Origin of the sequence: Flagellimonas sp. 389 (genome assembly GCF_018449435.1) — a bacterium.
Taxonomy (GTDB): domain Bacteria; phylum Bacteroidota; class Bacteroidia; order Flavobacteriales; family Flavobacteriaceae; genus Flagellimonas.
Genome location: NZ_JAHCMU010000003.1, coordinates 15,663 through 40,610, shown reverse-complemented (window position 1 = coordinate 40,610; position 24,948 = coordinate 15,663). Strand labels below are relative to the sequence as shown.

Here is a 24,948-nt window from a genome sequence, read left to right as displayed (position 1 = left end):
AGTGGGAGGAAATCACATCAAGATTACAGAAAAACCATCCTTATACGATCAGTTGGATCAAATGGATACTCTAGATATAATCGTCAATATTAATAATGAAGACAAAAAAGTAGCAGATGCCGTTGAATTGGTTCTGCCCAAAGTTGCTGAGTTAGTTGATGCTTTGGCTTTACGTTTTGAGAGAGGTGGGCGTCTTTTTTATATTGGAGCGGGTACCAGCGGGCGATTGGGTATTTTGGATGCTTCGGAAATACCTCCAACATTTGGAATGCCACATGATAGGGTCATTGGATTAATTGCAGGTGGCGATAGTGCGATCAGAAAGGCAGTTGAATTTGCAGAGGATGATGTTCACCAAGCTTGGAAGGACTTAAAGGAATACGATATAAACGCAAACGATGTTTTGTTGGGTATAGCTGCATCAGGAACCACACCTTATGTATTGGGCGGTATTGCCTATGCAAAAGACCATGGTATCTTGACTGCGGGAATTACAAATAATCCAGGTTCACCCTTAGCTACGGATACCGATATTCCCATGGAAATCAATGTGGGTCCAGAGTTTTTAACTGGAAGTACCCGAATGAAGAGTGGAACGAGTCAAAAAATGGTGCTCAATATGATTTCCACTGCCCTTATGATTAGAATAGGTAGAGTAAAGGGCAACAAAATGGTCAATATGCAACTGAGCAATACCAAATTGGTAGATCGAGGAACACGTTATTTGGTGGAGGAATTAGGACTTGATTACAATGCTGCTGAAAAAGCCTTAAAGAAATATGGTTCCGTCAAAAACGCGATGGAAGCCATGAAGTAACAAATAAGCATTAAACTCAAAGGTAAAAGCTTACTTGGGTTCTAACCTATAAATACCTTTACCTTCAATACCAACATAGATAAACCCATCTGGTGCCTGCCTTACATTACGTACCCTGCCCATGCCATCCAATAGTTTTTCCCTGTAGATCACTTTATTATTTTTCAATACCAATCGTTCTAAATATTGAAAAGCCAAAGACCCAACCAATAAGTTTCCTTTCCAATCGGGATATTTATTGGAAGATACAAAGGCCATTCCACAAGGTGCAATAGAAGGGGTCCATTGATAAACAGGTTGCTCCATTCCTTCTTTTGAAGTCTCATCGGTAATTTTAGTACCACTATAATTGATACCATAAGTAATTACTGGCCAACCATAATTCTTTCCTTTTTCTAGGATATTGATTTCATCACCTCCCCTTGGACCATGTTCATGTTCCCATAGCTCACCAGTTTCAGGATGCATTGTCAGACCTTGCGGGTTTCTATGTCCATAACTGAAAATTGCAGTTTTGGCCCTTGATGAATTTACGAATGGATTGTCCTTGGGAATGCTTCCATCATCATGTATTCTATAGATTTTCCCACCGTCTTTGGTTATATCTTGGGGATTTACACCCCTGTTGCCCCTATCTCCTATAGAAAAATAGAGGTATCCTTTACCATCAAACTCCAATCTGGATCCAAAATGTTGTCCTTTGGTAGTGTTTGGCCCTGCCTTGTAGAGCAGTTGTTTGTCTACTAATCTGTTTTGCTGCAGTTTAGCTCTCATAATCGCGGTATTACCTCCTTTTCCTTCGCCTTGATCCGAGGAGTAGGAGAGATAGATCCAACCATTTTTTGCATAGTTGGGATGTAGTTCAATATCTAAGAGTCCACCTTGCCCTCTAACATAAACTTTTGGCAAATTGGTTACCTCTTTGGTACTGCCATTTTTAAATAGTAAAATTTTTCCTGCTTTTTCTGTAATTAAAGCGCTACCATCAGGTAGAAAAACTAAACCCCAGGGATTCTGCACCTGCTCTACTACTAGTTTAGCAGTAAAATCAGTCTTTGACGGAAGATTTATGCCCTTATCCGTATTTTGAGCACAAGACGAATAGAGCATTACAACGAAAAAATAAAGAAGTAGAGCACTATTTTTCATAATTTAACGTTCAAATAGATGAATTAATAGACGAAATACGGTTAAATACAGCCGAAAGATAAATAGAAATTTATAAGTTTAGATAATTACAACTAGGAATATAAAGACCCCAAATCCGAAGTATTCTGCTATAATAAGACTTAACCTATGCTTCCTAGAAAAACAAGGCATCTTCTTTATGCCGTGGTTTTAGTTTTCATATCAATTTTTTGCTCAACAGTTTTGGCGAAAACAGAGGTCAGTTCTATTTGGAACGGACTGGTGTCCACCATTTCCAAAGCTAGTACTGAAGCTGTTTCTTCAGTAGACAAAGTTGATGACTCCGTAACAAATACAACTACTTTTTCCTCAGCGAACAGTAGCATGTTCATGACCATCATTCAAGGCGCCAATGAAGAAGTGGTATGTCCAAATGATGGAAGTACATTGGCTAAATTCTTCTTGTGTGGTGTTAGTGATATCAGAACATTGACCTTAAGCCAATCTGGTAGTAGCTATCAGTGGCAACAGCTTGACCCTAATACCTGTGCTCCTACGGTTGTAGATGATTGTCCTACGATAAACACGGCATGCACTTGGAATACCGTGGGAACAAATGCAACTTATGATTTAAGCACCGCTGGTGAATTTAGGGTTCGTGTTGATTCAGGCCAGTTCTTTTATTTTAAATCGACACTGAACCCATTGGATCCACAGTTGATATCAGAAGATATTATTTGTGGAAATCCAGGTAGGGTAGAGGTAACTAATGTACCAGCTGGATATGAATATAGTTTGAATAGCTCAGCAGGGCCTTACCAAGATGATCCATTTTTTGATATTGCAACTCCAGGCGATTACCGTGTATGGGTGCGTTTAAAGGGTGTTTCTGCAAGTGCTTGTTTATTTCCTTCCAATACGGAAACTATCCAAAATTTGGACATTACAGTAGATGTAACGGCCAATGATATTCTTTGTCCAAGTGAATTGGGAAGTATAGACGTGCAAGTATCCGGTGTCCCTGGGTTTTACACGTATAGGCTAATCAAGGATGGGGTTACTATAAACACATTCGGTCCTAATGTCTCTGACTCCCATACTTTTGCTAATGTCAGTCCCGGAACCTATGAGATTAGAGTAGAAACCAATGATTGTTCAGAAACGGTAACGACAGATACTAGTGGAAATACAATTGAAATTGGCGGAGGAATAAGTCCTCTAGCCGTTTCTGCTACCGCTTCAGAGAGTTTTGGTTGTGGCGCTACTTCAATAGATGTAAATTTGACTACTTCTGGAGGTACCGCGCCATATCGTTTTAGTGTGGATGGCGGACCGTTTAGTGCAACTTACACGGGATCAACACTCTTTACAGTAAATACTCCCGCTACATATGCAATTTTGGTAGAAGATGCCAATGGTTGTCAACGAAGTGCTTCTGTCGATGTTCCTAATATACCTCCTCCTATTTTCAATTTAACCGAGGAAGATGCCAATTGTGGTGGAGCTAACAATGGTAGAATTACTGTTAATGTTACCAACGGGTTTGGGTATGAAATTGAATATAGTAACGATAATGGGGCAACTTTTCAAACAAGTAATGTATTCTCCAACCTAGCTCCGGGAAGCTATGATATCGTGTTGAGGTATGAGCAAGACTCATTTACCTGTGATACAACACCGATAACAGGAACGATTGGAACACCTTCAAGTATCGCAGCCACTGCTACTCCAGATTCTGTGCCAACATGTCTAAATGAAAATGGTGGACAAATTACAATTTCAGGAGTTTCAGGAGGAACGGCACCATACGAATTCAGTATTGGAGCCGGATTTGGTACAAATCCTGTCTTTTCCAATCTAGGAGTTGGAAGTTATACTCCATTGATCAGAGACGCTAATGGATGCGTGGAATCATTGACCCCAATTGTTTTTAATTCCTTAAATAAACCTACGGATTTAAGCTTCACCATATCAAGTTTAGACTGTATAACAACTACAGCAACGGTTGGTTTGAGCGTAACCGGGGGAACAGGACCTTATACTTATGAAATTATTGCTCCGTCGGGAAGTGCTATCAATAATGGTACTAATAATGATTTTTCTGGTTTGGGATTGGGTACCTACACGTTTAGGGTAACTGATAACGAAGGTTGTTCCTATGATGAGAACTATGCAATTACGGACATCAGTTCAATTGGTGTGGTGGCACAGCAGACCAGAGTGGTTACTTGTGTTGGAGATTCGGACGGTGAAGGACGCTTTTTGGTTGATGGATTCAATACTACCTATAGTTATAGTATAGATGGTGGCGCAGTGCAAACGGCTCAAAGTAGTGGTATAATTCCTATTACGGGATTGACGGCAGGAAATTATGTAATATCCGTTACCGATGAAGATACCAATTGTACCGATACGGCGACATTGGTTATTGAAGAACCAGCTGTAGCATTTGCTATCTCTAGTTTGGACGTAACCGATATGAGTTGCCAAAATGGAAATATAGGTTCGGTTAGGGTTAATACAGTAGGAGGTTGGGGAGGTAATCGTTATACTTTGACACAGCCAGATGCTACAACAAGAGGCCCAAAAAATGGACGTGTTTTCTCAAACCTGTCCCAAGATGGTACATACCAGGTCAGCGTTACGGATGCCAACGGCTGTACAGTTACAGACAGTTTTACACTTACCGAATTAGAAGCCCCGACTTTAACATTGGATTTGGGTGCTTCAGATTTTTGTTATGATAATTTTACAGCTGCAACCTTAGTAGTTAACGCAACTTTAGGTACAGCACCTTATCAATATAGAATTAATGGCGGTCCATTAGGTGCCAGTAGTACATTTGCTGGCCTTACACCAGGAACGTATACCATAGAAGTTGTTGATGCCAATGATTGTAGGGATACTGTCACGGCAACAATCGAGCCTCAGGTTACTGCCTTGGCAACGACTATCCAAGAATTGGACTGTGCGGGCCCTCCGGGACAGATTCGTGTCAATATAAGTAATGGATATACTACCAGTGGGGATTACGATATTTATGAAGTGCAGATAAACGGAGGTGGGTACACATCGAACAACAATAATATTACTGGAAACTCTTTTATTTACAATGTACCCAATGACGGTTCCATAACTACAGACACTACCTTTCAATTTTTGATTACGGATAGTCGTGGCTGTACCACGGAATCAAATATTGTGACCATTTCTCCACCAGAGACCATAGCGGGTTCAGCGGTAGGCTCGGATACGCAGTGTGGTGATAATACTAGTGGAATCGTAGAATTGATTCCCGATACCACACAAGGTGTACCACCATATGAATACAGTAATGATGGAGGGGCAACTTTTAGTTCACAAAACATCTTCTCTGGTTATGGACCTGGAACCCATGGTGGTTTTGTGATTAGGGACAGTAGAGGGTGTGAAGTAAGTCTGACCGCAACCGTTGGTAATAGTTCTGCTTTAGAGGCAACTGCCACTCCTACTGATGCAGTATGTACATCAGGAACCGTAAATGGTTCTGTTGCTGTTGCAATTACGGGGGGTACTGGTGTAGCACCTTTTGATTATGTCTTATTGGACGTGAATGGTACTCCAATCGCTTCATCTATAGGGACTCCCAGTCTTACGGCTAATTTTCCAAACCTTCCATTAGGTAATTATACTGTAGTTGTTACGGATTCTCAAGGTTGTGAGGATAGGGACGAATTTATCATTGATCAAAATGAATTGGATTTAACCCCAGTAGGATCACCTACATCATGTTCAGATTCTACCTTTTCATTTGTAGTTACAGCAAGTGGAGGTACTGCACCTTATGAGTTTAGGCTAGTGGGGGAACCTATATTTAATCCAGCTACTTCGGGTGGAGATACCTACGATTTTACAGGTCAAGTAGTTCCAGGGGTCACCTATTTTGTAGAGGTGCGAGATGCAAATGGATGTACTTATATCGAGGAAATTGATCCTATAATATCATCAAACCCTGTTACGGTAAATGCAACTGCCACTTCAGCATCATGTGATGTATCGGGAACAGGAAGCATTACGTATGAAGTCAATGGCATCCCTTCTGGAAACTTCACGGTTACCTTAGAGAATACTGATACGGGTGCAACGGTATCAGGACCTACACCATTTACTGGCGAGTCAATGCCTTTTAGTGATTCCTTTACAAGCTTGGCACCAGGCAATTACCAAATCATAGTTACAGATGATTTGGGTTGTAGCGGTAGCACTTTGGTGTTTATTGGTTTCAGTTCACCTTCAATCATTATAGATAACAATGTGGCGGCTACTTGTAATGCAGGAGCTTTTGTAACGGTAAGAGGTTTTGGAGGAACAGCACCGTTTACGTATGCTTTTGTTCCTACAGGTGATCCAGCACCTTCTACCTTTGCATCGGAGACAACTTTTGAAATTGCAGGACCCTATCCTGGCGACTATGATTTTTATGTTCAGGATGCTAATGGATGTACAGCACTGACAACGGCAACAGTAACCCAAGATGCTGGAGTTCCAACGCCAACCATAGATGTTACGAACCAATGTACTGCAGTAAGTGGTTACCAAATAGAGGTAACGGCTCCTTTGTCAACAGGCTCTGGTCTACCAGAAGAAACATTTGAATACAATATAGGTAGTGGATACCAGACCAGTGTCAATTTTGTAGTTCCAAATCCAGGTAGTTACATTATAACTGTAAGAGATGGTAACGGATGTACAAATACAGTAACTGCAGATGTTTTCGATTTCTTTGCGATAAGTGCCAATGCAACTTCCTTTCCAACCTGTAATGCAGGTGATGGTGAAATTGTTGTGAATACCACAGGGGGTAGTGGTAATTTTAGGTACCAACTACGTGATGATGCAACTTTGACGGATATCGGACCTCCACAAAGCTCAAATATATTTACAGGTGTATTCCCTGGAGATTACAACATTTTAGTAACCGATTTGGATTCCAATACATCGCCACTTTGTTCGGATGAGGCTGTTGTAAATGTATCTACGGTAAATACACCAGTTATCACAGCTACACCAAGTACAAATATTACTTGTAACGGAGCTGACAATGGAACAATATCAGTAGAATTGCAACCTGGAACCGATACAGATACTCCGCTAAGTTACATATTGTACGATGGAGCTAGTTCTACGGTAATTGCAGGACCCCAAGGTTCTCCTGTGTTTGATAATTTGACACCCAATACCTATCAGGTTGAAGTGGTATCCGATAGGGGGTGTACAGATCGTTCAGCCAATATTATTATCAGTGAACCAACCGCATTGATGGTCAATACTATAAATACTGAATTTAGTTGTAACCCATCCAGTAACCAATTTAGTACTGCAACGATAACTATTTTTACAGATACAAACGGGGATGGATCAGGGACAGCTACAGGTACTGGCCCATACACGTACAGTATGAACGATGGCACTGCCCAATTTGACGGTACAAACTTCCAGACCAGCAATACTTTTGAGGTTGTGGATAATGGTACGGACCAAAGCATCATACTTACAGTAAGAGATCAGAATGGATGTGAAGAAACCGAAACAATTACTATAAATGCTCCGACCGATATTACTTTTACCTACGCTGTCGGCGAAATTACTTGTGATTCTTCTGGTTCTGGAGTTAGTCCAGGTTCCATAACAATTATTGTAGATCAAGGACCGGGTAATTATCAAGTGGAAATTCTGCCATTAGGCTCCGAAACACCACGAAGCTCATCGGGTACAGATAGGGTTGTATGGCCAATTTCAACTCCAGGGGACTATATTTTTGCGGTTACTGATATTGGTAGCGGTGGGTGTTCATATTTGACCACTACGGTCAATGTGCCCGAATACAATACCATAGAACCCATAATAGCTGAGGTAAGCCCGGTATCTTGTTTTGGTTCTAGTGATGGTGAAATTAGTTTAGAAGTCAATAACTATACTGGGCAGTACAACTATGAAGTCTTCTCTAGGGACAACTCTGGAGTTGAGACAACAACAGGAGTTACGGGAAGTTTTGATACCAATGCACCTATCAATTCCCCAGAGATTATAACTGGGGTGCCTGCCGGAAACTTAGTGGTCCGTATTGAAGCATTGGATACGCCATTTTGTGATGCTATAAGCAATGTAACTACGGTAAGGTCACCAGACAGGCCACTTACGGTAACTACACTTCAAACAGCTGATGTTACCTGTAATGTTCCCGGTTTAGGGGAAATTACCGCTACTGGCGATGGTGGCTGGGGTACCTATCAATATCAATTGATAGCTCCCGATGGTGTTACTGTTCTGGTTGATTACCCCAATACCAATCCTGTCTTCGAGAATCTATCTGCAGGTCTTGGCTATACAATAAATATTAGGGATATTGAAGGTTGTGAAGCAACGACAAACCAAGATTTATTATTGCCAGATCCTATTACCGCAGATATTCGAATTGTTCAAGGTTTAGCCTGTAATAACGATAATGACGGTATTATTGAAGCATTTAATGAAACGGGAGGACAGGGCCCAGGAAACTATCTATATCAATTGAACAGGATAACAGATGGAACTAATAGTGGTTTACAGACAACCCCAACATTTGCAAACCTATCCGCGGGAGAATATAGGATTACAATTTTTGATGGATGGAACTGTGAAGGTCAAACGATTCCAATAACAATTCAAGATCCAGAAATTATAGTTGCAGAACTAGTTGAGCTTCAGCCTCCAGGTTGTGGAGATATAGGAAGAATGGAGCTAAGGGTGACCAATCCAGAAGTAGGTGTGGACTATTTCTATCGAAGAGAGGGTACTAGTGGTTCTTTTATACCTTTTGGAACTGGAATGACAAGTATTGAAATTACTGCTGATATCACAATTGATCCAGGTCCGTTCCAATATGAGGTCCAAAACTCTAACGGATGTCCATTTGAACGCTCAAATGAAATTCGATTAGATCCTGCAGCACCTTTGGTAATTAGTTTGGACCTTACAAACGCTACCATTAATTGTGCTGGTGAGGCGACTGGTATTATTCGCTCCGAAGCCTTTGGTGGAATAGGTAGCTATATGTATACCCTAGTGAACAATGACTTGGGCAGTGCAGCGAATGGTGGTGTTCCCAACGCTCCAATTGCAAGTGATATAGTGAGAAACCGACAAGCATCGGGAATCTTTAGAAATCTAGGTCCCGGAACCTATTACGTATATGCCGATAGTGGTGGTTGTGAAACAATTTCGACCCCTATAGTAATAACTTCTCCACCACCTCTAGTATTGGATTATCTGGAAGCAGTCCCAGTTGCTTGTGCAGGAGATACCAATGGTCAGATTATTATAGAAGCCAGTGGCGGAACAGGACAGATTCGTTATTCAATTTCCGATACGTTAAGTGAATTTTTTGAAGGCGATGACCCATCAAACCCAAATAGAAAAACATTTAATGATTTGTCACCAAGAACCTACGATGTGATTATTCAGGACGACTTGGGTTGTACAATTACCCGAACTGTAGAGATAACGCAACCAATGGAGCTTGTCGCTGCTGTAGCATCTACAACTCCCGAAATTTGTTTGGGCGAAGGGAATGGAACTTTAACGCTATCTGTTAGCGGAGGTACTGCTCCTTATTATACCAGTGTTAATTCAGCGGATGATGCCGACTTTACCTTGGATAGTACATTCTTCTTCGATAATCTAATAGGTGGAGAGACCTATGTGATCTTTGTTAGAGATGCTAATGGTTGTCAAACTAACGTGATTGCGGATATTGGTTTGGGAATAGAATTGATGGCAGAACCTATAGTAGAATATGGTTGTGATGGGATATTCCCCAATAGTACGGCCACTGTTTCCATAACTGACAGTTCCCTACTACCAAATTTGTTGTTCTCTTTGGATGAAAACGATATTAGTCTGGCAACGGAACAACGAACCTTTGGTGACCTTCCTGCAGGAGAACATACAGTTTACATTTATCATCAAAACGGTTGTGTGACATTTGTTGAATTTGAAGTTGAGGAATACGAACCATTGACTCTTGAAGCTGTCAAATCAGCGGAGAATGAAGTAACGGCAATCGCTACTGGTGGATTTGGAGGATACGAGTACTTCTTCCAAGGAGAATCCACTGGTGAGGTTAATGTATTTACCGTACTCCAAGATGCCAATATTAATATTATGGTCAGGGACCAAAATGGATGTGTCGCCAATCTTGTCATGCCATTTGATTTTGACAGTATGCCAGAGATTCCTAATTTCTTCACACCGGATGGAGATAACCTTAATGATTTCTGGAGGCTTGGCAACAGTGAGCTGTTCCCTAATCTAGAAGTAAAGATTTATGATCGTTATGGTAGAGTTGTTGCCATATTGAATCAGGTAAAAGGTTGGGACGGAACTTATGAAGGAAATGAGTTGCCTACAGGGGATTACTGGTACGTTGTAAATGCAAATGATGAGGATAAACAACAATTTGTGGGTCACTTTACATTGTACAGATAGTATTTCTTGAATAATTGTGTTTTGATTAAATCTCTTAGGATTGTATGGATTGGTTTGTTTTATGAAACATTATCTTACAAAAGAGCTGGTGGATTACTATATTTTTAAATTGAAAATCACTAATTTACCCCTCGATAGTAAAACAATCAAACTGAACCATAACATATCCTTCTAAATGAATGACAATAAGTCTACCCCAACATTTTCATTTTTGACCAATGAATATAGTGAACTTGATTCCTCGGTTTTTCTTCTAAACTTATACCTAAATGGGTATAATGCAAGTAATAAACCTTATAAGATTGACTACAATACTTTGTTGGTAAGCTATCATTTATGGGAAGGCAGCGATTTAGATGAGTTTTGTCATGATCAAGCTTTAGGCTATTTTCTTTTTAATCCACTTAACGATTCAGCTGAAGCTCGAGAGGCATTTAGCATAGAGATCAGGGAGTTTCTGTCAGGATTATGATGGACCTCTTCAAAACTGTACTTTAAATTCCTAAATCTAGTACACGAGTGTCATTAAAATTTATATTTTTGCAATCCAATTTCGGGATGTAGCGCAGCCCGGTAGCGCACACGCCTGGGGGGCGTGGGGTCGCAGGTTCAAATCCTGTCATCCCGACTTTAATATTTTCTTAACACCTCAAATCCTGATAATATATTGATTATCAGGATTTTGTTTTTTAAGGTTAAAGGTGCAAATCAGTTCAAATGAGTACAAAACCGTATATGAAGGTGACCTTTTAGGAGACCTTTCTACCGAACCATCCGCTATTGCTGCGATTCACTTATAAGGTTCTCGGGGAACAGGATTTGAACCTGAACAATTAAACTCTTCTCAGATTGGAACTTTAGAACATAAGTTCAATTGTTAGTGAGGTTGTTTACAACTAGTCCAGAACATACTTGGTCTTAAAAAAAGTTGGTTTTTCAGAACGCTGGATTAAAGTCTAGAATTATTTTTGCCTTTCAAGGAATCCTCTCCAATTTTTGTAATGCCATTCCATATAAATCTTTAAATTCGGTGATTTTGTACTGAAATCTGGTTAACAACTCACGTAATTATTGAAACTACATTCACTGTATTTGGGGTAGTCCAAGTACTAGTATGAGCGCAATATATTAATCTAATTGAAATCACAGAATCTTTGCGTTAATCTGTAAAAATGGTTTAGGTTTGGCGACAGTTATTAGGAACAATCTGGAGGAAGTTCAAATCTTATAGTAAAGCTACTTCCAATTCCCGTTTCGCTTTTAACTCCAATTCTACCATTCATTGCTTCGGCCTGTGTTTTTACAAGATATAGCCCCAAGCCTTTTCCTTCTGTCTTCCCGCTTAACCTTCCATACATATCGAATATCTTCTTTTCTCTTTCCGGCGTGAGCTTAATCCCAATTCCGTTGTCAGCAACTGTCAAAATCAAGGAACCTTCTTTTAGCATGGTAGAAATTCGCACCTTGGGAGTTCGCCCTTCTTGTTTATATGTAATCGCATTTAAGATGAGATTATAAAGTATATTCACTACGTAACTTTTGACGCCTTTCATTGTAGGCGCCTTGCTGAAACGCATAGTGATGCTAGTACCAGTTTTCACAATTTCCTCAGAGAGCAAACCAAGAACATCTTCCATCGCTGATTCAAAATAAATATCCCTAAAGCGTTCCTTATCAACACTTCTCAAGGAAAGGGAAAGGTTGAGGTCCTTCATGGTCTGGTGTAGAGCCTTTGAGGTAGTTTCAAACTTTTTCAAAATAATGTCATTCTCTGTATCTCGCCCCCAGTTATATACACTCAATAGCATCAAAAGATTAGAAATAGGTCCCTTTAAGTTATGGGATACGACATGGACAAAATGTTCAAGCTCTTTGTTTTGCTCCACAATTCTCTGATTTGCCAATATCTCTGAAGTTACATCCTGAGTAGTACCTGACATCCGAATAGGCTTTCCATTGGAATTATAGTATGCTCGACCCTTTTGGTGAACATATCTCACATCATTTTCTCCGAGCATAATACGATGTACCATATCATGGAGCACATTTTCTTTTATAGAGGTTTCCACATCGGCATTGAATGCTTCTCTATCTTCAGGGTGAATGATATCCATTAAAGCTTCATAAGTAGCTTCAAAATTTCCAGGCTTCTGTCCAAAGACCCTGAAAAGTTGATCGGACCAACTTATCTCATTTTTTAGCATGTCCCAATTCCAATGGCCAACATTCGCTATCTCTTGAGCTTCTTTATATTTACGATCTCTATCTTCAAGCAATTGTAAAGCCTCAGACTCTGCCGTAACATCTTTTTGTTGCATACAGCACCCTAAAACCTCTCCTGAAACATTATGAAAGGGAAGAAATGAAAGTTCAAATACCTTTCCTCTTCCATCCTTTTGGATTGTTGAAAGATACACAAGTGGCTTTCCTTTCAATGCCGCTGCATAACCCTTGCTGCATGCATGAAAAAAAACATCATTCAACCCCAGAGACCTTAAATCCATACCTATCTCAGGTGCAATTTGGAAGTCGTTGACAAACTGCTGTTCAAAGGAATGACTAAAAAAGGTAAGCTGATAATCCTGATTGATTGACCAAGTAACATCATCCCCATGTTTTGGAATCAGCCTATTCTCCTTATCAAAAATCCCAATTTTTGATTTCATAAAAAAGTATAATTGTTTTCAAACAAGTGGTGTGGTTACCTGTGGTTTAACTTTTCAAAATACAAGTCCATTAAGCGCTATTTTAATCGCTGAAATAGTTCCACAAACGATTAAGAGGTATAAGTTTTCACCTCAATCTAATCCATCGCACTTCTAAAAAATTAAGAAAAAAGAAATACGTATTATTGTTTTGTATAGGCTCCTTGCAGATAATCTTCTAAATGCCTGGTCTGTAAGGGCTTGGATATGAATCTTTTTACATATTTATCATACTTGGAAGCTTCTTCCTTATCAGAATCTGATTCTGAAGAGGTTACTATCAGTACTTCATTATTTTCCGGAAAATCCTCCGAGGCCATAAATTCCAAAAACTCGAAACCACTCATTTCGGGCATGTTAATATCCAAAAGAATCAATGTTCTATCCTCATTATTTTTACGAAAACGCAATTCATCCAAAGCCAGCTCGGGGTTGGTAAAGCTTTTGACCTTGTCCTCCATACCCATTTTTCTGAAATGAATTGTGTTGATTGTGTTTACCAAGTCTTCGTCATCGACTAAATAGATTTCCTTGTACATTTTTAAAACTTTTAATAGTTAATGTGTTATAAATCAGTTTGTGCTAAATATTAAAAATAACATTTTACTTATCATCAACTATTAATTAATCGGTTTATTGTAATCTATATGCAAGAATTAAATAGCATAATACTATGAATAAAGTAGTTTTTTACCTATTAAATATCTTTTCCAAATTAAAATCTCTACGGGTAGTTTATGGATTAAGAGCCCTTCCTGCTGCATCCAACCAGATTAATTTAGAGATTCCTTTTCTTGTTCAACCTTACATTCTCTGATTATAAGAATAATTGAAATCACAAGGCATATCAAGGATATCAATACAATAATCCAAATCACGGTCATTCATTTGTATTCCTGAGGCTATAGATATCTTAAGTTGAAAATCAAAATCTCCCAAAATCGTGGACATCTTTTTAATAATCCGAAAGTCGGGTGTCAAGTCAGAAATATTGGCTTACTTATTGGAAAAGAACAGTCTAAAAACACTTCCTTCATTTGGTTTACTTTCACATTCCACACTTCCCTTCATAAGTTCCATTTGGTATTTGACCAGATAAAGCCCCATTCCCCTTGAATCATTTTCTTTTTGAAAGGCTTCATAAAGTCCGAACAATTTCTGCTCATGATTTTTCAAATCCAATCCAATTCCATTATCCTCAATACTTACCACAGTGTAATACTGTTTCACTTGTGCAGAAATGACCACTAGAGGCTTTTTATGTTTCTTCCTGAATTTTATCGCATTGGACAATACATTGCCTATAATACTTTCCAAATAGACCGGCAGCGCCCTTACCTTTAAATCGTCAGGTATTTCATTTACAATTTTGGCTTCTTCCTTTTTAATCAATCCAGATAGGCCCTGTTCTGCCTTGAATACGTATTCATTGAAAGAAAGCGGTCTTTTTCGAAGATTGATATTCTGCCTTATGGTTACAATTTCCCTTAATCCTTTTATGGTATCGGTGAGACTTTCACTGGCATGAGACAACATTGTAAATATGGTTTTTCGTTCCTCCTCCATCTTTTCGGTCTTCAAAAATTGAAGTAATAAAGAAAAGTTACTTGCCTGTCCTTTTAGGTTATGGGAGGTCATATGGGCAAAATTGACCAATTTTTTAATTTCATCCTTGGTCTGACCAATTTTCTCTTCCAAGACCAATTGTTTTTCATTCTGCTTGGTTATATCCACTACAGTAATAAGTACGAGCTTACTTTTATTTTGACCTTCAATCACTTTACCCTTGAGTTGTACGTTCAGGCTCTTGGTCCTTCCTCTAACATATTCTATGTCCAATGGTCCAAAACGACCTGATTTGGATAATTGTGTAACAGGATTTTTTCGCCCCAATTTCTTGGTATCTAAAAAATTACGATAAGATTTGTTGGACAATTGTTTGTTCGTTTTTCCAATAAGGGCTTCAAGAGTCTCATTGATCTGCAAAAGTTTACCAGTGGTATAATCTACGATAGCCATACCCACTGGTGATTGTTGAAAAAATGGATCGTAGTTCCATGAAGCGCTAGACTGATTATGGGCAGAACTGGTTTCCCGAGTTTGTGAAATGGCTTGTAACGTACCTATTATCCTTGAACACTTTCCATCCTTGAATTTAGGTCTTCCGATGCTTTTGACCCAAATGGACTTACCACCAGGTGTGGCAAGTTCAAGATTCTCATCCCAAGGCTTACCGGTTCTAATTGCCATTTCCAAGATAGTCTGAAAAGTATCTCTAGAACTACCCTCTTTGAAAAATGTCACCATATTTTCCAAAGTGCCTTTTAGATTAGAATCTATACCCAAGATTTCCTTAATGTTCTGCGACCATGTAACATTTTTTTCTGAAAGGCTATAGTCCCAACTCCCAATTTTCGCCATCTTCCCCTTTTGGTATAGGCTATCCCTGGTACGTTGTAGCTCCAGTTGGAGGTGGTGGTTATCCTTGACATCCTGGACATTAAGAATTACCCCTAATTGATTTCCATAACCGTCTTTCCATGGATTAAGGTGCCAAATGTATTTTAGGGAATCCCCTCCATCGGTTTCAACTTTATCCATGATTTGAATGTTGGGCAAGCCGTCCAATACGTAATCAAGTTTAACTTTCCAATCTTCTGAGAATCTCGGGAATATTTCAAAGATGTTTACGCCTTTGGTTTCTTTTTCTTTTCCCTCTAGCTGGAACTTTTGGAACCAATTCTGGGATGCATCACATATTTCAAAGTTTTTGTCTATTAGAGCGATAGCGGATGGAATGTCCTTTAGCCATGTAGTTGATGTTTGGATAGTGTTTGGATGTGCCATATATTGTTGATTTTTCTTACAATTTACAGTAGAAATATTGTCAGTTTTTTAAAAAATGTTGTAAAACGGTCATAAAATGTTGTAAAACACCTTCTAGGTGTTATGAATTCATTAAAGTGACTATACTTAGAAGAACTTCGTCATTAATTGTTCTATATCATCTGTAGACAAAGGTTTCATCATTATATCTTCTATGAACCCAATTTGATTTGCCTTTTCGACATCTCTTGGGCTTAATGACGTGGTGAGAACAAACACCTTGCTCTTTTGGCGTAGCCCTTCTTCCAGCTTCTCAAATTCTTCTAAAAATTCCCATGCGTCCATTATGGGCATATTGATATCCACAAAAATCAAATCCGGTGGACGGTGTGAGTGGTCACGAATATATTTTAAGGCTTCGTAACCGTTTTGAAATTCCAGTACTCTTTCCGTACAATTCACCTTTTCAATAAACTTTTTATGGATATAGTTGGTTGCAGGATTGTCGTCCAACAACAGTATGCTATCAAGTTTCTCTTTCATATCTGTCTAAAATGTTAAAAATAAATAAGCTCCCCTGGCCTGGTTCCGATTCCACACTAATGTTACCCCCGTGTAACTGTACTATTTTCTTGCACTGGGCAAGCCCAATACCGGTTCCCTCGTATGAATTGGTATTATGTAACCTTTGAAAAATATCAAAGACCCTTTCCTTGTTCTTTTTATCGATCCCAATACCATTATCCTTGAGCCTGAATTGCCAGAAATTATCTTTCCGTTCTGCTTTTAGGGAAATCTTTGGTTTTTTGCCTTCGTCCACAAATTTTATACTATTGGACAATAAATTAAAGAATAGAGAATAGAGCTCGAATTCAAATCCCCATACTTTTGGAAGTTTTCCTATCTTGAGTTCGGCCTGGGATTCATTTATGGACTTAGTAAGATCATCCTTTATGTTTTCCAAAAGTTGATTACAGTCCACTAGGGTACTTTCCTTGGCATTTCCTATTCGTGAATAGTCAAGCACTGCCTTAACCAAAGTCCCCATTCGTTCGGAGGCTTCGGTTATAAATCGGATGTAGGTATTAGCCTCATCGTCAAGTTTGCCTTTATACTCTTCCTCAAGCAACTTTACAAAATCAATAATTGTTCGTAGGGGTTCTTGCAGGTCATGACTGGCCACATAGGCAAATTGTTCCAATTCTCTGTTACTGCTGTACAGTTCTTCCTCTATGTTCTTCAAGGGGGTTATATCTACATGGCTGCCAACCATGCGAACAGGTTTGTCGTCTTTGTCCCACTCGATTACCTTTCCCCGGCAAAGCACCCAAACAATGCTCCCATCTTTATGAAAGTAACGTACTTGGTTATCATAAGGGTATTCTCCCTTTGTTTCCACATGCTTGTCAAAAGCTTCAAAAACGCCAGGTAAATCATCTGGATGAATTATCTTTTGCCATGATTCCGGGGTATTTTCCATTTCATTATCCTTATACCCAAACATTTGTTTGAACGTAGGGCTAAAGTATTCTGTACCCTCTTGTATCATCCAATCCCAATATCCAGCCATGGTACCTTCAAGGACCTGTTGGAATGCCAAGTTTTGGTCAAGATACCTTTGTTCAGCCTTTTGGATTGCGGACACATCCCTAAAAGCGGTAATGGTGTAGTCTTCGTTTCCTTCGGTATCATAGAGGACTTCAGCATTTACACTTACGTGAATTGTGGAACCATCTTTGCGCCTAAGTTGCCGCATTACATTTTCCATCTTCCCTGTTTTCTTGAATTCTTCCACTTTGTTGGTGTCTTCCTTCAAATACAAATCGGACAAGTGAAGCCCTCTAACTTCTTCGATATTCGAATATCCAAGATTGTTCACCAATCTTGTGTTGCAATTGATGATAATACCCTTAGGGTCAAAGCTGGCATACATATCTGGGGCATTGTCATAAAGTGCCCTAAACTCTTCTTCGCTCTTTTTAATTAGGGCCTCAGACTCTTTTAGCTCATTGATATCCACAAAACTGATGACCGCCCCATCAATGGAGTTATTGCTGTTGTGGTAAGGAGTAATGCGTTTTAAAAACCAATTTTCATTTTTGGTCAGTACTTCCCGTTGGTAAGGATTTCCGTTCTCCAAAACCTCTTGAGCACGGGCAATAAGGTCTATTTCATCACCAAAGCTACTGGTAAAATGATGTATGGGACGATCGATATCACTGTCCCTTAAACTGAAATGCTCACGTATGGCCGGGGTGAATTTTCGTATGCGCAATTCCCTATCTAAAAAAATGGTCCCAATATCGGTGCTTTGCAAAAGGTTGTCCATATCTGCATTGAGCGACCCTAGGTCATCGATTTTCTGTTGAAGCTCTGCATTCACCGTATGCAATTCTTCATTGACACTCTGTAATTCCTCGTTGGTACTTTGCAATTCCTCGTTGGCCGACAAAAGTTCTTCATTGGTCGCCTGTAATTCTTCATTACCGGTTTCCACTTCCTGTACCACTACCTGGAGATTTTCCCTGGTCTCCTTCAATTCTTCCTCTAACTCGCTGATTCGAATGTTATTTTCCCCTGAAGTCTCCTCAATCACTGTCGCAGTGCCCTCTTCTATTTTTGTTGGGATAAAAAGCAACATGCAACCACCAGTATTCGAAATCAAATTGATGTCAAAAGGGTTTACCAACAAGTTAACGTGATAAATATGACCACTTGCCTTTTTGATCTTCATACCTTTGTACAGGACTCTTTCCCCCTGCTTTAAGGCTTTTCTAACAGCACTTCCAATACTAACCGATACACTGTCGGGAAGCATTTTTAATAAGTTGACGCTAAACCCTTTGTCCGGAAGTTCAATAAACTTTTTAAACTCACCAACGGCATGTAGGATATTGTAGTTTTTATCCACATATACTGCGGCTAGCCCCAATTCTTCTGCAACGGTCTCGTTCATGAGTTCTGCCATCTGGTTTTCCAGCTTCACCTTGTTGGAACTTTTGACTGAGGTGACCGGTGCCATTTTCTGAATGTCAGGATAATTCAATGGTTCCATCCCCAACGATCTGGCGGGTTTGACGTTGGTATAGAGTTTTGCCGCCCTATCCACTTCTTGCATCACATTTTTGTAATCCCCGATGGTCTCACTACTTCCCAAAAACAGTGTACCATTTAAATTCAACGAATAGTGGAGCAATCCAATGATTTTACGTTGGGCCAAGGGCTGGATGTATATGAGCAGATTTCGACAAATAGCGAGGTCCATTTTATTGAAGGGGGGATCCTTCAATACATCGTGTTGACTAAAGATGACCATTCGCCGCAGCGATTCAGCAACATGATATTTATCTCCTTTTCGGGTAAAATACTTTCGTAATCGCTGTGGTGAAACATCCGCTATTATACTTTCCGGATAGACACCTCTGCTTCCAATCTCCAAGTGGTTATTCTCCAGATCAGTTGCAAAAACCTTAATATCAAGCTGTTTTTTCTGTCGTTCCACTTCTTCAGATAGCAAAATTGCCACACTGTATGCCTCTTCCCCCGTACTTGTTCCTACGCACCATACCTTTATCAGATCGTCTGCCTGTTTGGACTCAACCAATTTTGGAATGACCAGCTGACTTAACTTCTCCCAAGACCGGGAATCCCTGAAAAACTTTGTAACGGCAATTAAGAATTCACGTGATAGGATGTGCACTTCGGTAGAGCTTTCGTAAATAAAATCTAGGTACTCCGTTAGATTATGCAGTTTGTTCACACTGATTCTGCGTGCAATTCTCCGTATAATGGTGGGACGCTTGTAATGTTCAAAATCCAGCTTGGTCACGTTTCGGATTTGGTGCAAAATCCTACCTACAGTTATCTCATCTTTTTCAATTTGGCTCTCCACCACGCCGTTTGATGAAGGATGCTCTATAAAGTTGATAAGCTCTGCGGGCAACTGCTCCACGGGCAGGACATAATCAACCAAACCCGTGTTAATGGCACTTTGTGGCATTCCGTCAAACTTTGCCTGAACAGGGTCTTGTACCATAACCATTCCCCCTGCCTCTTTTATGCTTCGGCTACCACTTGTTCCATCACTGCCTGTTCCACTTAGTACAATACCAATCGCTTTTTCTCCGGAATCTTGCGCCAAAGACCTGAAAAAGATATCGATGGGTAAGTTCAGGTCATTGCCTTTTGGTTTGTCTTTCAACATTAACTTTCCATTAAGAATGGTGAGATTTTTCTTTTGGGGTATTAGGTAGACACAGCCCGATTCCACTTTCATGTTGTTGCTAATCTCATAAATTGGCAGCAAGGTATTCTTTGAAAGCAATTCTGCCATCAGACTCTTATAATCCGGACTTAAATGCTGGACAATGACAAAACTGTGCGGGCAATCGGGAGGAACATTGTTGAAAAATTCTTTAAGTGCTTGAAGGCCGCCTGCACTAGCCCCAATAGCTATAATTTGAAATTCAGTTGTTATATCGTTGTTCTTTTGTTGACTTTGCTCTTGAAAGGGTGAATTACTTTTTTGAGTCATTAAATACCAAAACTTTAAATATATAAATCAGTAGGAACTTTTAACCTTTTGGGGAAAGGCAAACGTAAGTTAATTCTTTAGTAATTTAAGAATATTTCTGCAATAGTTCCGGTATATCTCAAAAAATGTAAAAAAAGAGTGTGAATTCCCGCTCGATATTTTTAAAACTAAACCTAACTTGTTGATGGCAAAAAAGTATAAGCCAAGGCTTTGTGGTTGAAAAATTTAATTTTTTGATGTAATGAAATCAACTCGCTAAAACATGTCAGTAATGAAATTATTCCATATACAAGGAAGAAACCAAGTTGTGTGGAAAGAAAACTTTTTAATTCTTTGTTGTTGTATTATCCTACCAAAAAAGTCTATTTTAGCTGCAATGAACTAAACTATTTTAATTAAATACACTTTGGATAACTCCTTTCGAAATAAACTATATCTCGATACCAAACCACAACATGAAGCTGTTGAAGAGGTTTTCAACTTTAAAAATGAAGTCAATACAAAAAATTTGCATCTTTTTCTTTGTACCATGCTGGTAGCCAGAGTGTATTGCCAACCATTATTGGGAAATCTTGAGACTAACTTTGGAATAGACACTTACAATACCGCATTGATCAGAGCCTTGCAGGAAGATCTTGGTGCAAACGATCTCGATTTGGATGCCGAAATGCAAAAATTGCAAGGAAACCTGTTCGTCGCCACGGATATCAGTAGTCAAATAGGTGCTTTTTATGTGTTTGCTGGTTCATCCTCAGGAGCTAAAGTAATTTTATCCTTAGCAAGAAAACAGGGCATACAAAGCCCATTATACTATTTTACAGAGTTGGTAGGTCATTCAAAAAATCAAATGAACACATTAAAAAAAATTATAACCCAAGGCAAGTTTGTTGATGACCAAGTGATTGAATCCGCCCAACATACTTTTGATCTCATATATAAAATAGCTTCCAATGAACTTCGAAAAAGAACTACAGCGGTCTAAAGAGCTTGAAGCAAAGGCACTGGAAGCATGTAACAGTGAGCCCATTGAGATTCCAGGGCTCATACAAAGTTACGGTGCGTTGTTGGCTTTTGACTTTGATTCCTTGGCCATAACTTATGCCTCTAACAATATTGGAGATTATATAAATTTCAACCCTGCCCACATATTTGAGCTTTCTGTAAGGGATTTGTTCAAAAGTGAGGATTTTCATGCTATTGCGAACATTGCATCGCACAGTTCAGCCTTTCGTCATCGAGAACAGGTAAAAATAATGGTGTTAAACGAGTGCGAAATAGACCTCTCACTGTTTCGTGTGGACAAATACGTAGTACTTGAGTTTATTCCGGTGGGACAGCCCTTATCCACCATTCAAATCAACTCGCATTTGAAATGGACCCTCGATACCATACGAAAATTGGAAACTGTCGATGAAATCTTGGCCCAATCCGTACAGGGTTTGAAAAATATCACTGAATATGATCGGGTAATGGCCTACAGATTTCACCCTGATGATTCTGGAGAAGTGGTTGCCGAGGTAAACAATGGAAAAATGGATTCCTATTTGGGTTTACGTTTCCCGGCATACGACATACCACCCATTGCAAGAGAGCTCTTTCTAAAGATATCGATACGGCATATATCCAGTACTTCGGACGAGGGAATAAGTATTAAGGCGGCACAGAAAGATTTACCACCTTTAAACTTGAGTTTGGCCATATTAAGGGGAAATTCTCCTATTCATAACCAATACCTGAGAAATATGGGGGTAGCTTCCTCTTTGACCCTCCCAATTGTAATCAACAATAAACTTTGGGGACTATTTGCCCTCCACAATAAAGACGCAAAAAAGCTAACGTCTGAAATCACCTATTCGGCAGAATTGGTGGGGCAGCTTGTCAGTATGGTCTTGGAACAGCAATTGGAACGAAATGCAGAGAAAAGAATCAACAAACTCCATATGGATGGAGAAGAATTTGTAACCCTAAACCAGAACTCGCTATATCTAAGATCCTTCTGGAAGAAGTATGCCGATAAGCTCAAAGCACTCATAAAATGTGATGGTGTGGCGTATCAAATTGATAAGAAAATTTTAATTCATGGAGATTGTCCTACGATAAAGGCCATCCATAAGATTACAAAAAAAATAAAGGACAACGAAGAGCAAGAAATTCATCATTTTACTAATTTGAATGAGCTACATGTAAACGGAATAGGCAACTCTAGGGGAATGCTCGCCCTTCAAATAAATAAAGACCACCCAAATATTTTTATTTATTTCTTTCGGAATGCGGTAGAACAGAACATTGCATGGGCAGGCAACCCGAAAAAAGATGTGGTGGTGGAAGATTCGCAAGTACGTCTTCATCCCAGAAGTTCTTTCAATCATTTTACGGAATTGAACAAGGGACAATCCGAATTATGGGATGCCGAGACGATTGCTGTGGCGGAGGTGGCGGTCAAGACCTTCAAAAGAGCTGTAATGGTTGAAAAAGCCACTTCGGAGCGACTAAAAATCGTGGTTCGTGAACTCAACCATCGCCTGAGAAATGTGCTGACCTTGGTACGATCAATATCGAGACAGACTGCGGAAAACGAAAAATCCGTGGTCCATTACGTAGATTCGTTGGAACAGCGAATTCTGGCTTTGGCCGACGCAAACAGCTTGCTTACCTCAAGTTCATATAACTCGGTTGATTTGAAAATGCTACTTCTAAAAGTTATACCTCCTTTATGCAATCACTCTGACAATATCGACCTTGAAGGACCAAGTATTATGTTGGCTCCCGATACCATTCCAATGATGGTACTCATCATTCACGAGTTGACCACCAATGCGGTGAAATACGGTTCGCTTTCTATGAAAGAGGGTAAGCTTAATGTATCTTGGAAAAAAGAAAATAGTGATTTGCTCCTTGAATGGAAAGAATTAGATGGACCTTCCGTTACACCTCCAAACAAGGTAGGGTTTGGCACGAGCATTATTGAAAATGCGTTAAAATATGAGTTTTCCGGTATATCTGAAGTCGATTTTCAGGAAAATGGGCTCTATGCCAAGTTCAAAATCCCTGGAGACCTTATCGGAGAAGACAAGAATAATGTTTTTGTTCTGGAACAGGTGCAGGATGCTAACGAACCGGAGAGGGTCTCAAAGGCCCGATGTATCAACATCCTCATTTTGGAAGATGATTTCCTGAATGCCAGGGATATGAAGAAAGTTGTATCACACCCTCAGGTAAATCAGGTAGATACATTTTCGAATCAGGAGGAAGCCCTTGCTGCATTGAGCACTACCACTTACAATCTTGCATTGTTGGATGTTAACTTAAAAAAAGAAACATGCATCAAGGTGGCCTCGGAATGTAAGCGAAAAAATATACCCTTTTACTATATTACAGGATATGGAAGTTCTTTTCTCAATGAAAGTACCTTTCCCAAAGCCCCCGTTATTCTGAAACCTATTCAGACACAGAAATTGAAAGAAATTGTCAATGGATATGTATATTAGTAGAGAAAGATGACAGAAAAAACACCTAGAATTCTCATTGTTGAGGATGATTATAGACTTGCTACAGAATGGCAGGATACATTGATGGCCAAAGGTTATCATGTGGATACAGTACCCAGTGCAGACGAGGCCAATTTACTGTTAACCAACAATTATGATTATTTTATCCTTGACCTATTTCATGTACGGAATAATGAATTCCTACCCGATGGAGGTATCAAATGCATCGGGCAAATACGAAGATATGAGGCAATTCACAACAAAAATTCCCTAATTATTGCAGTGACCGGATACTTTCGACATGAAAAAGAGTATCTTATTTCCACCGATCGTGTTGCCAAAAATCTAGGAGCCGATTTTACCTTGGAAAAACCTGTGAACATCTCCAGTATACTGGGTATTATAGAAAATGGAGGATAAATGTAGTAGGTGATTTCGTTTTGTAATCACCGCGACTCTACTATTGAGGAGAAAGCATGAATTCGATTGTGCTAACTCCTTGGACATTCTCCAATACTAACTTGAAGGATATGAAAAAAGGTCTTGAGAAATGGCCGTTTTAAGAGACAATCGGACAATAAATGATTTCACTTTTACCATTGAGTTAAGACCTATAGTGACAAGTTGAGCAAAGGAAATCTTATTTGTACTCCATTGTATTAGTTTGAACAACTTTTACTAATTTTATAGAACGAAAACGTCGAACCGGCGTTGAGGGTGACCGTTTGGGTGACATTTTTTGAAAATATTGGGATATTGTACTGGTCTTCAAAGACATACAGATAGGGTTCAAACGCTGTCATCCCGACGAACCTAGAAATAGGTTGAAACAAAACACTGTTAATCGTATGATTATCAGTGTTTTTTGTTTTTGTTCATTTTTTTTGATGCCAAATAAAACCATATAAAAGGTGTGCAATTAGGTGTGCAATGTTTCACTAAAAT

The 24,948-nt window shown here is 39.4% G+C and carries 12 protein-coding genes and 1 tRNA gene; 7 read left to right on the top strand and 6 right to left on the bottom strand.

Annotated features, from left to right (window positions below; translation table 11 throughout):
- Window position 1 precedes the first annotated feature (1 nt).
- Window positions 2–817, top strand: a complete 816-nt coding sequence (gene murQ / locus KIM67_RS03400) for an N-acetylmuramic acid 6-phosphate etherase (RefSeq protein WP_213829965.1) — start codon at window positions 2–4, stop codon at window positions 815–817.
- 30 nt (window positions 818–847) lie between these two features.
- Here murQ and KIM67_RS03395 read toward each other — a convergent pair whose 3' ends face one another.
- Window positions 848–1,966 carry a PQQ-dependent sugar dehydrogenase gene (locus tag KIM67_RS03395; RefSeq protein WP_213829964.1) on the bottom strand — a complete coding sequence of 373 codons (1,119 nt, stop codon included), beginning with the start codon at window positions 1,964–1,966 and terminating at the stop codon, window positions 848–850.
- A 147-nt stretch (window positions 1,967–2,113) separates the two neighbouring features.
- Between KIM67_RS03395 and KIM67_RS03390 the strand changes: the two genes are divergently transcribed.
- From KIM67_RS03390 to KIM67_RS03380, 3 genes are all read left to right on the top strand, one after another.
- Window positions 2,114–10,450: a T9SS type B sorting domain-containing protein gene (locus tag KIM67_RS03390; RefSeq protein WP_213829963.1), complete on the top strand. Its 8,337-nt coding sequence runs from the start codon at window positions 2,114–2,116 to the stop codon at window positions 10,448–10,450.
- Between the two features lie 175 nt (window positions 10,451–10,625).
- Complete coding sequence (locus tag KIM67_RS03385) at window positions 10,626–10,922, top strand: hypothetical protein (protein WP_163418363.1); 297 nt, start codon at window positions 10,626–10,628, stop codon at window positions 10,920–10,922.
- An 82-nt stretch (window positions 10,923–11,004) separates the two neighbouring features.
- A tRNA-Pro gene (locus tag KIM67_RS03380) sits at window positions 11,005–11,078 on the top strand.
- A gap of 568 nt (window positions 11,079–11,646) precedes the next feature.
- On the opposite strand, the gene KIM67_RS03375 is transcribed toward KIM67_RS03380, so the two are convergent.
- The 5 genes from KIM67_RS03375 to KIM67_RS03355 form a co-directional block, all read right to left on the bottom strand.
- Entirely contained in the window at window positions 11,647–13,116 is a 1,470-nt protein-coding gene (locus KIM67_RS03375; protein WP_213829962.1) for an ATP-binding protein, read from the bottom strand.
- A 182-nt stretch (window positions 13,117–13,298) separates the two neighbouring features.
- Window positions 13,299–13,694, bottom strand: coding sequence for a two-component system response regulator (locus KIM67_RS03370; RefSeq protein ID WP_213829961.1), 396 nt, complete (start codon window positions 13,692–13,694; stop codon window positions 13,299–13,301).
- Window positions 13,695–14,151: 457 nt separating this feature from the next.
- Window positions 14,152–16,002 carry an ATP-binding protein gene (locus KIM67_RS03365; protein WP_213829960.1) on the bottom strand — a complete coding sequence of 617 codons (1,851 nt, stop codon included), beginning with the start codon at window positions 16,000–16,002 and terminating at the stop codon, window positions 14,152–14,154.
- A gap of 126 nt (window positions 16,003–16,128) precedes the next feature.
- Entirely contained in the window at window positions 16,129–16,524 is a 396-nt protein-coding gene (locus KIM67_RS03360; protein ID WP_213829959.1) for a response regulator, read from the bottom strand.
- The gene (locus tag KIM67_RS03355) at window positions 16,508–20,515 is read right to left on the bottom strand and encodes a chemotaxis protein CheB (protein WP_213829958.1); all 4,008 of its coding nucleotides are present in this window, start codon (window positions 20,513–20,515) and stop codon (window positions 16,508–16,510) included. Before KIM67_RS03355 ends, KIM67_RS03360 begins: the two co-directional genes overlap by 17 nt.
- Window positions 20,516–20,921: 406 nt before the next feature.
- On the opposite strand from KIM67_RS03355, the gene KIM67_RS03350 reads away from it, so the two are divergent.
- The 3 genes from KIM67_RS03350 to KIM67_RS03340 are packed head-to-tail and all read left to right on the top strand — an operon-like array spanning window position 20,922 to window position 24,423.
- A complete protein-coding gene (locus tag KIM67_RS03350) occupies window positions 20,922–21,497 on the top strand; it encodes a hypothetical protein (RefSeq protein ID WP_213829957.1) in 576 nt (191 codons plus the stop codon).
- Window positions 21,466–24,003: an HWE histidine kinase domain-containing protein gene (locus tag KIM67_RS03345; RefSeq protein WP_213829956.1), complete on the top strand. Its 2,538-nt coding sequence runs from the start codon at window positions 21,466–21,468 to the stop codon at window positions 24,001–24,003. The genes KIM67_RS03350 and KIM67_RS03345 overlap by 32 nt, the downstream gene beginning before the upstream one ends.
- A gap of 9 nt (window positions 24,004–24,012) precedes the next feature.
- Entirely contained in the window at window positions 24,013–24,423 is a 411-nt protein-coding gene (locus tag KIM67_RS03340) for a response regulator (protein ID WP_213829955.1), read from the top strand.
- The last annotated feature ends 525 nt before the right edge of the window (window positions 24,424–24,948 follow it).